The sequence below is a fragment of the Sporomusaceae bacterium ACPt genome (assembly GCA_041428575.1).
GTDB classification, from domain to species: Bacteria; Bacillota; Negativicutes; order Sporomusales; family Sporomusaceae; genus Sporomusa_D; species Sporomusa_D carbonis.
This window is the reverse complement of the sequence record CP155570.1, coordinates 2920949-2934000: the sequence shown is the minus strand read 5'-3', so window position 1 is coordinate 2934000 and position 13052 is coordinate 2920949. Positions and strand designations below refer to the sequence as shown.

The 13052-nt window shown below is 43.7% G+C and carries 13 protein-coding genes and 1 pseudogene; 10 read left to right on the top strand and 4 right to left on the bottom strand.

What is annotated here, in order from left to right:
* The first annotated feature begins 14 nt into the window (after positions 1-14).
* The 10 genes from SCACP_RS15240 (at position 15) to SCACP_RS15195 (ending at position 8893) form a co-directional block, all read left to right on the top strand.
* Entirely contained in the window at positions 15-440 is a 426-nt protein-coding gene (locus SCACP_RS15240; RefSeq protein ID WP_425058339.1) for an urease accessory protein UreE, read from the top strand.
* Complete coding sequence (locus tag SCACP_RS15235; protein WP_425058338.1) at positions 437-1117, top strand: urease accessory protein UreF; 681 nt, start codon at positions 437-439, stop codon at positions 1115-1117. Before SCACP_RS15240 ends, SCACP_RS15235 begins: the two co-directional genes overlap by 4 nt.
* A gap of 27 nt (positions 1118-1144) precedes the next feature.
* On the top strand, positions 1145-1756 hold the full coding sequence (gene ureG, locus SCACP_RS15230) for an urease accessory protein UreG (protein WP_425058336.1): 612 nt from the start codon (positions 1145-1147) through the stop codon (positions 1754-1756).
* Positions 1756-2634: an urease accessory protein UreD gene (locus SCACP_RS15225; protein WP_425058335.1), complete on the top strand. Its 879-nt coding sequence runs from the start codon at positions 1756-1758 to the stop codon at positions 2632-2634. Before ureG ends, SCACP_RS15225 begins: the two co-directional genes overlap by 1 nt.
* A 1118-nt stretch (positions 2635-3752) precedes the next feature.
* Positions 3753-4133, top strand: coding sequence for a hypothetical protein (locus SCACP_RS15220; RefSeq protein WP_425058334.1), 381 nt, complete (start codon positions 3753-3755; stop codon positions 4131-4133).
* Between the two features lie 149 nt (positions 4134-4282).
* Positions 4283-5311 carry a hypothetical protein gene (locus SCACP_RS15215; protein WP_425058333.1) on the top strand — a complete coding sequence of 343 codons (1029 nt, stop codon included), beginning with the start codon at positions 4283-4285 and terminating at the stop codon, positions 5309-5311.
* Positions 5312-5527: 216 nt separating this feature from the next.
* Complete coding sequence (locus tag SCACP_RS15210) at positions 5528-6070, top strand: molybdopterin-binding protein (RefSeq protein ID WP_425058332.1); 543 nt, start codon at positions 5528-5530, stop codon at positions 6068-6070.
* A gap of 213 nt (positions 6071-6283) precedes the next feature.
* Positions 6284-6673, top strand: coding sequence for a hypothetical protein (locus tag SCACP_RS15205; RefSeq protein ID WP_425058331.1), 390 nt, complete (start codon positions 6284-6286; stop codon positions 6671-6673).
* 129 nt (positions 6674-6802) lie between these two features.
* The gene (locus SCACP_RS15200; RefSeq protein ID WP_425058330.1) at positions 6803-7447 is read left to right on the top strand and encodes a hypothetical protein; all 645 of its coding nucleotides are present in this window, start codon (positions 6803-6805) and stop codon (positions 7445-7447) included.
* A 126-nt stretch (positions 7448-7573) separates the two neighbouring features.
* The gene (locus SCACP_RS15195; protein ID WP_425058329.1) at positions 7574-8893 is read left to right on the top strand and encodes an MFS transporter; all 1320 of its coding nucleotides are present in this window, start codon (positions 7574-7576) and stop codon (positions 8891-8893) included.
* A gap of 279 nt (positions 8894-9172) precedes the next feature.
* Here the strand turns inward: SCACP_RS15195 and tnpC are convergent.
* The 4 genes and pseudogenes from tnpC to SCACP_RS15175 form a co-directional block, all read right to left on the bottom strand.
* Positions 9173-10740, bottom strand: a pseudogene (gene tnpC / locus SCACP_RS15190) (IS66 family transposase).
* A 62-nt stretch (positions 10741-10802) separates the two neighbouring features.
* Positions 10803-11150 (bottom strand): IS66 family insertion sequence element accessory protein TnpB, encoded by a 348-nt coding sequence (gene tnpB / locus SCACP_RS15185; RefSeq protein ID WP_425058328.1) that lies wholly within the window; start codon positions 11148-11150, stop codon positions 10803-10805.
* A complete protein-coding gene (tnpA, locus tag SCACP_RS15180; RefSeq protein ID WP_425057958.1) occupies positions 11144-11473 on the bottom strand; it encodes an IS66 family insertion sequence element accessory protein TnpA in 330 nt (109 codons plus the stop codon). Before tnpA ends, tnpB begins: the two co-directional genes overlap by 7 nt.
* 206 nt (positions 11474-11679) lie before the next feature.
* Complete coding sequence (locus tag SCACP_RS15175; RefSeq protein WP_425058327.1) at positions 11680-12879, bottom strand: iron-containing alcohol dehydrogenase; 1200 nt, start codon at positions 12877-12879, stop codon at positions 11680-11682.
* Between the last annotated feature and the right edge of the window lie 173 nt (positions 12880-13052).

Below are 13052 nucleotides of genomic sequence, written 5' to 3'. Positions count from 1 at the left end.
AGGAGTATGTAGGTATGATTATCAGTAAAGTGGCCGGTAAACTCGCTGATCTGGAGGCCCGTTGCGATCTAAGCGCACTTACTGTAGAGCGGGTCATCCTTTCCTGGGATGAATTGCATAAGAGGATTCTGCGCAAGACGACCGATGTCGGCCGGGATATTGGAATACAGTTGGAAAGCGGGCATTTACATCCCGGGGACATTTTGCTCCGGGAGGGCAATCACGTTATTATCGTGGAAGTCAAAGAAGAGTCTGTTTTGATTACGCCTGTCAAAAGCATGCGCGAAATGGGATTGGCTGCCCATGCAATCGGCAATATGCATGCACCCATTCAGATTCATGACGATGTGGTCATTACTCCGTATAACCCGGTCTTGCAGGAGCAACTGCGCAAAATGGGACTGTCGCCGGTCAAAAAAGACCAGGCCTTTGCGCCATGATAGGACAGCAATCTCTGCAAACAGACTTGCGTTTATTGCAACTGGCTGATTCTTCTTTTCCATCAGGGGCGTTTACTCAATCATTTGGTCTGGAAACATTTATTCAACGTGGTGACATAAAAAGTCCCGCTGATTTAGCCCAATTTATGCGGACGTATCTTTATTATAGTTGGCGGACTACCGATTTACTTGCCGTTAAGCTCGCCTGGCAAGCGGCGGGGGCTTCTGATGAAAAGCGGCTGTATTCACTGGACCGCAGGCTCAATGGAATGAAGCTGCCTCATGAGAGCTGCGCAGGCAGTGTGAAAATGGGTAAGCGGCTGCGGCGGCTTTTGCGCGAAATTGATCCCAATTATGGCGCAAACATGCAGTTTCCTTTTGGTCATCATGCCATCACGCTGGGGCATTACGGAGCCGTTGCGATGATTGAATTGCCTTCGTTGCTCACGACATTTGCCCACATGACGGCTGTTTCCCTGGTGGCCAACGGGGTGCGGGCCATTCCGATAGGTCAGACCGGCGGGCAGCAAGTGCTTGCTGCTCTTCATCCTTTGCTGGAAGAATGTATTGCGTGGGTTCTTAACGCTGAAGAGAGCGATTGGGGCGGCAGTGCTCCGGCCTTTGATTGGGCCGGTATGGCTCATGAGTTGTTATATTCACGAATTTTTATGTCTTAAGTCTATGCCGTAAAGGAGGAACAACTGATGCGACCGATTTGTATTGGAATAGGGGGGCCTGTTGGATCAGGCAAAACTGCGCTGGTGGAAAAGTTGACCCGCTATCTTTCGCCTGATTATAGCGTTGCCGTCATTACCAACGACATTTTTACGAAAGAGGATGCCGAATTTTTATGCCGTAATGGAATTTTACCGCCCACCCGCATTATTGGCGTAGAAACAGGCGGTTGTCCGCATACCGCCATACGCGAGGATGCTTCCATGAATCTGGAGGCAATCGACACTTTAATGGAGCGATTCCCGGATCTGGAACTTATTTTTGTCGAAAGCGGCGGTGACAATCTGGCGGCTACTTTTAGTCCTGAACTGGTCGATGTTGCGGTTTATATCATTGACGTTGCGCAGGGCGAAAAGATTCCCCGTAAAGGAGGCCCCGGCATTACCCGCTCGGATCTTCTGATTATCAATAAGACGGATTTGGCTCCCTATGTCGGCGCAAGCCTGGAAGTGATGGCCGCAGATTCCGAGAAGATGCGGGGAGACCGGCCTTTTTTATTTACCAATCTGAAAACAGAAGAAGGCTTACACGATGTTTTGGCATGGCTGCGTAAAAACGTCATCATGGAGGACATGAGATAATGCCTGTTTCGCTCAAAAACGGCGTGATTCAGGCTGAAATTGCCCGAGATCAGGGCCGCAGTATCATCACCTCGCTGCGGCAACGGACGCCGTTGCGAGCGTCCAGTCCTCTTTACCCTGCCGATTTCCAGACAGTGTGTTTTTACATTATGAATTCTGCTGCCGGTCTTTTGCAAGGGGACCAGCATACTATTTCCGTCCGGATAAAGCCGGGGGCGCATGCAGTTGTTCTGGGGCAAGGCGCGACGAAAGTTTTCCGCTCTCCGAAAAATGCATTGTCGAGACAGTTTACTACGCTCATTGTCGAGCATGGGGCAAGGCTGGAGTATATGCCGGAAGTAGTGATTCCATTTGCAGAATCATGCTTTTTCAGCCGGACCAATTTATTGCTATCCAATAATGCTTCAGCCTTTTTATGGGAGATTACGGCGCCCGGCCGCGCAGCTCGTCAAGAGTTGTTTGCCTACACGTTCCTTGACCAGAAAACGAATATTTATCTTGACCGTGAGTTGATCTATAGTGACAGGTTTTTGCTGGAACCGCATAAAACTCCTGATTATTTGCAAACATGGTCGAAGCCGCTCGGTTTTATGCACGGATATTCGCATATGGGAACATTTTGGGCGGTTGACCCTCGGCTTGAAGTGGAGATGGCCGCTTTACTGCGGCGTAATACGGAAGAAGAAAACTGCTATATTGAGAAAATTGCCAAAGACAATAGCGTACTGATGGCCGGGACGGCGCTTTGCAGCCAGGCTTACTGTTTTCGGGCACTAGGGCATAGCGCGGAAGACATTCAAAATGCTTTTAAAGAGTTGTGGCGCATTTTGCGGTTGCGCTTATATCAGGAGCCGGAGTGGCCGTGGCGAAAATATTGAAATATCACGCTAAATCGTTATTATATGAATGATTCTGACGTTGTATAAATAAATATGAATAGTTCATAAAGGAAGTTTTTGATGGTTGCTTATTTTGCACATACTTTTATTTGCTTCCATATTTGCCGCAGGCGGATGTTCTGTCCGTTTTGCGGCTTTTTATTTTTTTAGCATCTTAATTCCTATTTCGCACCTTCGTTTTAGCTGTCCAGCTATTTTTCGTAAAAGAGATGCAAATTGACGTCCGCTTCGGCGGGCCGTTGCAGAATTACTCTTTCAAGCATTTCTAACGGTTACGAATGCGGTAGCGCGTCAGCATACCTGTTGTTTCTACCAAAAAAAAATTTACGAATTATCATGCAGGAAAAAACAATTTTGGAACGAAGTAGTTAATAAAATAGAATATAGTATTCCATTTTTTGGTTTACCGAGGAAGGATTTTCGGTTTCCAAAAAGCCTTGCAGATAAAATGCTTGGCAAAAGACATGTATCCACAGGCTTTGGGAGAGTAGCCGCGATATGGATACTGCCGGATTGAGGTTATGTTACGCTATTGGTTCGGGCATCCCGATTATCATAAGGGAATCCATCGCCTGATGCGAAAAATAGGACTGGTGATGACAAGCCTAAAACGCGGCGTCCCGTAAGAATCAGCTGACACAACGAAGTTCGATTCCGGTGGGCCAACTTTATAAGCATTTTCGATCTGAAACGACAGGTATATTTTTATGTTAATCCATAGAGGGAACAGACAGCCATGTACTTGGGAATGCAGTAATTCAGGGTGTTGGAGGTTTTTGATAGTGTTCCAAATTATTAATTGATAAGGAGAGGATTTTCAACGAGAAAAGTGGATAATTTTTTACATTTTAAAGTTCATTAAAAATGAACAAGGTGCAAAAAAATATTCGTGATTGTAAAGAGGTGGATCATTTATGCGGTAATTTTACGGTGAATTGTGGTAGTCACAGGAGGTAGTGGGGGTATAAGAAAAGCGGTCGTTAATAATTTTGTGAAGAAGATGCCCAAGTAAAAACGAAAAAATGTCAAGAGTATATGAGCATTTTTGCTATTACGGATGCAAAAATAAAAGTTATATAAGGTGGTGGATTCCGATAATGAGAGCAATGCATACAAGCTTACCGGAATGGATTTTAAAAATAAAGGCAGCAGTTTATGATTTTTCCCCATTTAAAGAAGTAAAAATTAAAGGACTTGAAAATTTAAAACATGCGAAATTCCAATCACTGCGTACTGGTAGGGTGGAATATGCTGTTTCAGAAATTGCTGGTGACAATCGAGTAAAAAATATTGAGATTGTCGTTGTTTCAAGAATTCCAGAAACGATGCATACGATTATCATAAAGGGATTCGATGAAAATGGTGAACCAGTTAAAGCTATATTAGAAAATACTAATATTCTGCATCCTACTGAAAATGTGGAATTAGAAGGTTTTACTGAAATAGAAGACCGGCGCCCTAAACTAGGGGAACACTAGATTTAACATTCTAGCGGAATGTGCAACATAACAACAAACGCGGTAGCATTCTATATTTGATGACTAACCGTGCTGACAAAATCGGGTGCAGAATAACAATTAGAATACGAAATTTTTAAATAGACTTAACTTAAAAACGGGGTGAAATCATGACTCAAAAAATTCAAATTAGGTTATTGCCGAAAGGACGGGGTCCCAAACACGGTGCACCGGTTAATATAGCCTATGTTAATGTTAACGAATTTCAACAAGCAAATCTTGAAATAGACGAAGGTTTAAAGATCATTGCAAAACATTTTAATTCTCCTGTAGCTATAAATGTTTTCGATATGGACAACGCATTTACGACAACCAGTGATGGACTTTGTGTAGAAGGGGCCATTATCGCTTTTGCAGCCGCAGACGGGGGAAATGTACATCCGGAATTTGGCCGGTTATTTTGCAAAGAACGGGAATTAAAACCGGAAATGTTTGTACGAGAACCACATTTGAGGATGGGTTACGAAAAGTTTTCCACTAAAAAACTTTATATTGGACCTGATCCGGCGAAGAAGCATGTGCCGCTGCATAACGTAGCAATTAGTGGTCGTGTTGTTAATAATAATTCCGGAACTGAAGTAATGGACTGTGTTTCCATGGAAGAAATGCTTGTCCCCATTTTAGGTCAACTACAGATAATGAAAGATCAAGACATTCTTTGTGGAATTACCGGAAAACATATTTCGGTGGGTATTGGTTGTACTATTGTGGAGGATTATAGCCGCTCTCAACCTTTCATGAAGTGTCGGCCAGGCGATACTGCTCATAATTCCGGCGCGTATGCACAAACACTGAAAGCTAAGTTACCGTGCATCGTAGCGCCCAAAGATGTTTTGGCTCGGCATATTCTTGATATGCTTGATTTTGGAGCAAGACCGGCCAAAGAATTAGGCTGCTCACCGGCAGTATTATATGTAGCGGCTCATTATGGTGTGGAATTAAATGCACAGAACATTTCTCCTGCAGCTAGGTTGGAGTTGGAAGCGATAGGTATTAAACCTGAAAAGTTACAAGAAATAACACCTAAATTAAGTCGGGAAGAAATAATTAACCAGGCTGATAAAATTATTCCGGGAGTTGAGAATGCTGAACGGATTCCAAGTAACAAAGTAATAGAGAAACATGAGATTAGTCTGTAAATAAACAAAGTTGTCGTAAAATATTATGCCTTTAGTCTGACAAAAGTCCCACAAAAATTAGGATGAAATCGAGATATGAGATAAGACATAACATCAAAACAGTACAACGAAAATTCAAAAGTATAAGAGGTTGAGCTAATAATGGCATGCTCTCCAATTAGGTAGGTTTCCGCGGCTGTATTTGAATTTTTCATGATGATAAAGGAGAAGCGATAAGTGGGCAAAGTTAAAATGGAAGAGATTGTTATCATTCCTACAGGAGATGAAATTAGGAATGGACTTGTGCTTGATACAAATTCTCCGAAAATAATGGAACTGGTCATTAGTTTATGGCCTGAGTGTAAAGTAGTTAGATCTACTCCTCAAGATGATATTAAAGAGGTCATTCAACAAGAGGTTCGGGGCTGGGGTAAAGGTAAGGGAATAATATTTTTAACAGGTGGTTCCGGTGGTGGTAAAGCATTTAATAGTAGTTTAGCGGTAGATTGTACTCACACTGCTGTAATTGAATTAATAGAAAATAGTGAATCTGTTGAGATATGCGGTAGTAATGGACATTTGTTGGCAAAAATCGTGGTAGGTAATTTTGAAGATAAATTGATTGTTACCTTGCCAGGACCGACAGTGGAAGCTGTGAGTGGCGCTAAAGCAGTCTTAGAAGCTTTATCAGAAAATGTTAACTGCAAAGATATAGCAACGAAAGTTGCCCAAGCGATCTTTGCCCAGTATCCAGTAAAAAATAAATATTCTTTGAAATAGGATGAATATATACTATTTCTTGAGAGTTGAAAAAAATGGTTTCGGGCGGAGACATAGCGACCCAGAGCATATATCTGAGAACATTATTTGCAGCAGGTCACTAAATCAGTCTCCGCAAGGAACGTTACGTAACTAGGCGTGTTTACGACTGCCTTTATGAAAATTTAAAGTATTTATTAAAGCCGATGATGGAAGATTGGAGTTGAAAATTTAATGGGCTGCGATCGTATAATTGCCTACGTTGATAAAACAGTCGTTAAAATTACTGGATTACAGATAGATCGAATTAATTTAACGGAAATAGAAAAAAAAATAATTAGTATTCTCAATCGTCCTGTAAGAGTAATTGGAGTTTCGGGGGAAGGATTGGAATTTGATGTATATGAATTTCCACCGGAACAAGTTTTCAGGAATGAACATAATATTATTGAAGCAATCGCCAACGAAGGTATCAAGGGGACTGAAGTTGCTAAAATAGTTAAAGCCGAGCACGTTCCTGAAATTGAATTTGAGGAATTAATTTTAGATTCAGGCGAAGAGTTTGGCTGTCCATCAGAAAGATGGTTAAAACGAAAAACAAAAATTAACAAGAATCACGAGTAGGTCTGCCAAGAATTTTGTGTTTGCCTTTTATTGCACTGCGCAAATTTTTGCGTGCGCGCGTACCGTATCCAGAGGCTGCTTGCTGCTTTGCTTCACATTGCAACGATCATATATTTCATTTAAGAAAGAGTGGTATTGTTGTTTGTTTTTGCTTTTAATTTAGTAGTAAGCCCGCTAATTACACTATTAGTAATGGGATATGGGAACAATGACCCACCTCTGTTTTTTGATGTAATACTGAATTTACGAAAACAAATAGAAAGTGAAAAATACGCGCTTGAAAAGGTAAAGGATCCGGTAGCCATTGACTATTGGTTAGCTAAACAGAGCAAGATTTTTGCAATAGAAAATATTGACGTAGTTGCTTTAAGTTTAACTAATCACACGTTGAAAGAGGTGGGCGGAGGAGTAATAGGTTCTCCTTTTGAAAAACTTCAGCCAGCCCAAAGTCAAATGGAATTTATAGCAAAAGATATATGTATAGTAGCTTTTCCTGAAAGTCCTGGGTTGGCATTAATAGGAATTGATAAACACCAGGGTGAGAATTTCATTAAAACGCTAAATAAACTCGACATGGAAAAGTATAATATTTGCAAACTACTAGGTCTGGCGGAAAAGACGGCAGCTAAAGCTGCAATGGTTATTTTAGATGGATGCGGACTAAATGAGGCAGGTGGTGGTTTCTTCATTAAGGAAATGAATTTAAAAAAAACATATTATGTGTCAACTGGTAGAGTTAGTGGTGAGTGTTGGCTGGAGTTGTATATGTGCTAATGTTAATTTTAGATGCTCATATGGTTGACTACTATTATATATTTTTTTCAAAAGACTGCGAAATGCAAGTTAAAACGTAGCAATAGTCGCTTTTTTCCAGTAAAAATGATTAATGGAGGCCGTGTAATGGATACTGTAAAACGCTCAAATTTTCGTTGGACGTTAGCTGTTTTCGCTATGCTCATGACGTTTATGTCTTATATGGACAGGGTAAATTTGTCGGTTGCTACACCAGCAATCATAGAAGAGCTTCACTTTACAAAAATTGAGATCGGCATGATGCAAACGGTATTTTTTGTATGTTATGCACTTTTTCAGATGCCCTCGGGTACAGCCACGGAATTCTTCGGTCACCGGAAAATTCTCCCGTTTGCTCTAACATGGTGGTCGTTTTTCACGAGCATAACGGCTGCATGCCAACAGCTTTGGAGCTGGCTTGTGATTCGTGGCCTGTTCGGGATAGGGGAGGCGCCTGTTTTTCCTGCATTAAATGCTGCCTTCTCCAACTGGTTTCCCAAGCATGAGCGGGCAAAAGCCGTTGGCTTTATGTTGATGGGCACATATAGCGGACCGATTGTGGGCATGCCTCTGGCTGTATTCATTATGGTAAATTGGGGCTGGAAGTGGGTATTTGTCTCATTTGGCTTAATGGGGCTGGTGATAGCCCTTGGCTATTGGGTTCTCATAAGGACACATCCGCATGAAAGTTCTTTTGTAAACGCCGCAGAGTTGCAGTACATTACCGACGGGCGGGAATTTGTGACTGACGACAAAAAAATAATGCCACCGTGGAGAGATTTTTTTGGATCGAGTCAGTTTTGGGCCATCGGTTTACAATTGGGTATGGCGAATTATATATCTTATGTGTTTATGTCCTGGCTACCGCTTTATTTGATGGAAGCTCGTCACTTCTCGTTGACAGAGATGGGGTTTGCGGCGGCGTTACCCAGCATAGGCATAGTTTTGGGTAACTGGGTGTGTGCCTTTGTCAGCGATTACCTGCTGAAAAGGGGAGTATCGAAAAACAAAATCCGTACTCCCTTTGCTACGGTAGGTTTGCTGTTGTGCTGCGCTGGCTTGTACCTTGCGGCAACCGAAACGGACAGATGGATGACCGTGATGTGGTTGTCAATTGCGTTGGCTTTTCTCGGGTTCAATATGAATTCCGCCTGGACCAGTTGCACTGATATTGCCGGTCGTTTTTCCGGCACTGTGTCCGGCTGGATGAATTTATGCGGCAATCTTATCGGCGCGACCGCTCCCCCGCTTACCGCATGGATAGTCACGGTTTACGGCTGGGATTCGGCTATTTTGGCTACGGGAATAGCGGGAATAATTGGAGCAGTTATTTGGCAGTTTGTTAAACCGGATAAACCTCTACAGCACCGGTACTTAGTTGAAACGCAAGGCAGTGGAACGGGTGCCGGCACAGCTGAATCAGCCTGATTTATAAAGATAAATTTGGATAAAGGTGGGTTATAAAGCGAGAATCATCACCCATTTGCTGATTCACTATGCAAATCCCACTTGAGATGACCAAGAATATATGACAAGCCTCGTTCGCGGGATAAAACCGGCTGACGGGGTTTTTTTTTTGCGTTTCGCAGTATCTTCTAAGCGGCATTCAGCTTTTTCCTGCACTGTAAGCGTCAAAGCAAAACCACCTATCAATAAAAAACCACCTGATGTACGATATGATAAAACATCAGATGGCTGTTGGAACCGTTATGCTTTTTTATTAGGCATTTTACAGCTTACAGGAATTTCTTCAGCCCACGGAAGTAGTTTTTCAATACAGAGCGTATCCTGCAGTTGGATTTGCCTAAAGGCATATTCCAGATAAGCTTGTGGATTTAATCCGTTTTCTATGGCCGTTTGGATTATGCTGTAAACAGCGGCGGACGATTTTGCGCCACCAGGCGTATTGCAAAACAGCCAGTTTTTTCGTCCAATCACAAAAGGCTTGATAGATCGCTCCGCACGATTATTCGATATTTCGATGCGGCCATCGGCCAAATAGGCTGTCAGATACTTTTTCTGATTTTGGGCATAGGTAAGCGCCTTGCCCAGTAGACTTTGCGGCAAGGTATCAGCCCAACAAGCTTCTATCCATTTATAAAACTCTTCGATAATTGGTTTAGCTTCTTTTTGCCTTAGTTCATGCCGTTCTTCCGGCGTCATGTGCTCGGCCTTTTTTTCAACGTCGAAAAGCTTATTGCAATAGGCAAGACCTATCGCTTCTTTACTATCCGGCTGTTTAGCCGCAGGGCCGACCAAGGCTTCATTGAATTTTCTCCGAACATGTGCCCAACAGCCGCACAAGGTTACACCGGCTTCTTCTACCTTGTGATAGCCATGCCAACCATCGGTCTGAAGATAGCCGGAAAACCCTGCAAGGTACGCCTTGGCAAATTGCCCGCTGCGCCCTTCCTGGTAGTCATAGAGCACAACCGGATGATCCGTATCCCCGGACGTTCGATATAACCACATATAGGAATCTGTCTGTGCCGGTCTGCCGGGTTCACACAACACTTCCAGAGTAGTTTCATCGGCGTGCAACAGATCCCTTGAAAGCAACTCTTTTTTTAGGGCTGCTAACAAAGGCTCCAAAAGTGCGACACCTTTAATAACCCAGTTGGACAGGTTTTGGCGGGAAAGCGTTACGCCAAGCCGCTTAAATTCCTGCTCCTGCCGATACAGCGGCATAGCATTGACGAATTTTTGGCTCATGATATAGGCCATAAGCTCGGCGGATACCATGCTCTTAGGCAGCAACGCTTTCGGCGCGTTAGCCGTGATGATCGGCGTCTCTATATTGTTTTTCTCGCAATTTCGGCAACCGTATACATAGTTTACGTGCTCGATAACCTTGACCTTTGCCGGAACAATCGTCAATTCCTTACGTACTTCCTTGCTCATAACATGCAGCTCTTCACCGCAAGCAGGGCAGGTCTGTTCACCTTCTGGCAGAGTATATTCAATCACTTCTACCGGCAAGTCCTTTATGTTTTCTCCGCGTTTACCCTTTTTGCGCTGATAACTGATGGTTTCCACGTCCGGCTCCACAGCAATCGGTTGGCGCTCAGCTTCCGCCTCATTGAAGAGGTTTAACTGTTCCTGGTCATCGCGTTTACTTTTTTCCGAAGAAGCGCCAAACTTTTTTGGCGAAGCAGCTTCAACTGCTCCATATACCACTTGTTGAGCGCTTCCAATTCCTGAACGCGTTTCTTTAATTCCGCATTTTCTTCTTCAAGCTGTGCCTGTGTTTGCAAGAAAAAATCCTCATTTCCGATACCATTTTTCTTATCTTCTATTATACCGGAAAATGAGGCAAAAAGCCAGTAAAATCAATACTTTAGCGGCTTTTTAAAACTTGCGTGCGACGCAGTTTTTGTTCGATGCCCGGGCTTTGAATCAGGTTCCACAGTTCTTCTGTGGTAAGCGCCATGGTGGCGTCGTCAAGTGTCGGCCATTTGAAACGGCCTCGTTCCAAGCGCTTTAAATGCAGCCAAAAGCCGTTGTCTTCCCAAGTTAAAATCTTTATTCGATTGCGTTGTTTGTTGCAAAAGACGAACAGTGCTTTTTGAAACGGATCCAACTTAAAACTATGCTGCACCAATGCGCTTAAGCCATTAATGGATTTACACATATCGGTGTCCCCGCAGGCTAAAAAGACTGGTGTATGTTCCGATAGTTTCAGCATACTTCCACCAGTACGCCAAGCACCGTTGCCAAGAGTTTTTTATCTGTTTTAGTATCTACGGCAATTTTGCATTTGCCGATTTGTATTTCGAGGCTGGCTGATCGTTCTGGCGCAGCCTGGATGACAGGAATCCAGTTTTGTACCGGTTGCGGCTGGTCCTGCTTTTTTTCGTGCTGCAGCCATCTCTGCAATGTGCTCAGGCCAATAGCATTTTCCTGGCACCATTCTTTTTTGCTTAGGCCACTGGCTTTATATGCTGCTATCAGCGCTGCTTTTTCGACAGCACAGTAGGCCTTACGCTTGCTTGTTATTGTATTTTCCATACAGCTTATCCCTCCTGAGATCATTATCCCAGGATTGAAGCATATACGCTATGTGGGGATACTTTTACGCTTACCCTGCACTCTGGCAAGTCTGCCGAGAGAAAAAGTTAGCCAAGCGTATGACTTGGACAAGAAACGACTTAGAGCGCATTGGGTAATAGGAGATTACCCGCTACGGTGGGGTGCCCAGAGTGCGATTTCAAGTTTTACAGTGAATTGTTATAAATTTCCCTTACCGTTTCCTTCGTAGCCGGCACAGGAGCCATGCTGAGCAACAATTCCAGACTCGGAGTTTCAAAGGCCAGTTGCGTGAGTTTGTCTAAATCTTTTTCCGTAAATCCTTCGTCGGTCAGTCGTTCTTTCACGCCCAGGTCTTTCAGCCATTTCCTGAGACCATCATACGCCTTCTCCGCTTCATCAGGCGATCCTGTCAAGCCTGGCACGAGGGGCGCTAAAATATCGGCGAGTATTTCCGATTTGGCGGGATAAATTTGCCGGACAACCGCAGGGAGGAGGATTCCCAGCCCCAGACCGTGCGTGAGATCAGGTTTGACTCCGCTGAGCGGGTGCTCCAGCGCATGGGTGAAATGCAATAATCCATTGTCAAAAGAGATCCCGGCGATCATGGATGCGTACAGTAGGAAGTAGCGGGCTTCCAAGTCCTTGGGATTCTTTACTGCGTGAGGTAAATATTTATGAATTAGCTTAATTGTTTCACCTGCTAAGCTGACCGCAAACGGATTTTGTATGATTGTAGTCGCGGCCTCCACTACATGATTGACGGCGTCAATAGACACATATAGCGTCTGATCGGGCGGCAGCATGGTCATCAGCGCCGGATCATCGATAGAATACAATGGATAGATGCAATCATATGCAATGGCGGGTTTGTATTCCTTTTCCGGGATGCTGACCACTGCGAAGCGGTCCGCTTCAGTGCCGGTGCCGTGTGTAAGATTAATGGCAACGATCGGCGCTGCTTTTTCGGGAGTAAATTTGAATTCATAGATGTCTCGCGCGTTTTTTTCCGGATAAGCCAGTAATATGGCTACACTCTTGGCCGCGTCAATCGGACTGCCGCCACCAATCGCAATTACGGTATCCGCCCCAAATGCTTGAGCCTGCTTCGCAGCTTCGTCTACTTGGTCAACTGTTGGATTCGGGGTCACTTTGCTGTACATGGTATAGCCTAGGCCTTGTTCGTCCAGAGCTTTTTTGACAACTTCCCATGCGCCTGTTTTAATATGCGATGATTTTCCTGTTATTACGACTGCTTTGCGGATTCCCTGCGCGGACAAGTTGACAGCAATATCCTTAATTTTCTGGATTGCTCCTACGCCAAAATAGACCGTTGTCTTCGCGCGGATTTCTGCTATCTTATTGATGTCGATCTGCTTTTCCCACATGCTAATTCCCGCCTTTTCTATACATTTTGATTGTTGAAATAATTGGCAAAGCTAGCAAAGTTAAAGGGATTCTGCCTTTAGTATTTCGATATTATCAGATAAATATTAAGATAAGCTCCGTTAAAATCTTAGAAATTTGGTGCTATATGGATTATATGAAATCCAATAAAGAT

Coding starts and splice junctions, on each gene's coding strand:
- SCACP_RS15240 (WP_425058339.1), top strand. CDS start 15: ATGATTATCAGTAAAGTGGCCGGTAAACTCGCTGATCTGGAGGCCCGT.
- SCACP_RS15235 (WP_425058338.1), top strand. CDS start 437: ATGATAGGACAGCAATCTCTGCAAACAGACTTGCGTTTATTGCAACTG.
- ureG (WP_425058336.1), top strand. CDS start 1,145: ATGCGACCGATTTGTATTGGAATAGGGGGGCCTGTTGGATCAGGCAAA.
- SCACP_RS15225 (WP_425058335.1), top strand. CDS start 1,756: ATGCCTGTTTCGCTCAAAAACGGCGTGATTCAGGCTGAAATTGCCCGA.
- SCACP_RS15220 (WP_425058334.1), top strand. CDS start 3,753: ATGAGAGCAATGCATACAAGCTTACCGGAATGGATTTTAAAAATAAAG.
- SCACP_RS15215 (WP_425058333.1), top strand. CDS start 4,283: ATGACTCAAAAAATTCAAATTAGGTTATTGCCGAAAGGACGGGGTCCC.
- SCACP_RS15205 (WP_425058331.1), top strand. CDS start 6,284: ATGGGCTGCGATCGTATAATTGCCTACGTTGATAAAACAGTCGTTAAA.
- SCACP_RS15195 (WP_425058329.1), top strand. CDS start 7,574: ATGGATACTGTAAAACGCTCAAATTTTCGTTGGACGTTAGCTGTTTTC.
- tnpB (WP_425058328.1), bottom strand. CDS start 11,150: ATGCTGAAACTATCGGAACATACACCAGTCTTTTTAGCCTGCGGGGAC.
- tnpA (WP_425057958.1), bottom strand. CDS start 11,473: ATGGAAAATACAATAACAAGCAAGCGTAAGGCCTACTGTGCTGTCGAA.
- SCACP_RS15175 (WP_425058327.1), bottom strand. CDS start 12,879: ATGTGGGAAAAGCAGATCGACATCAATAAGATAGCAGAAATCCGCGCG.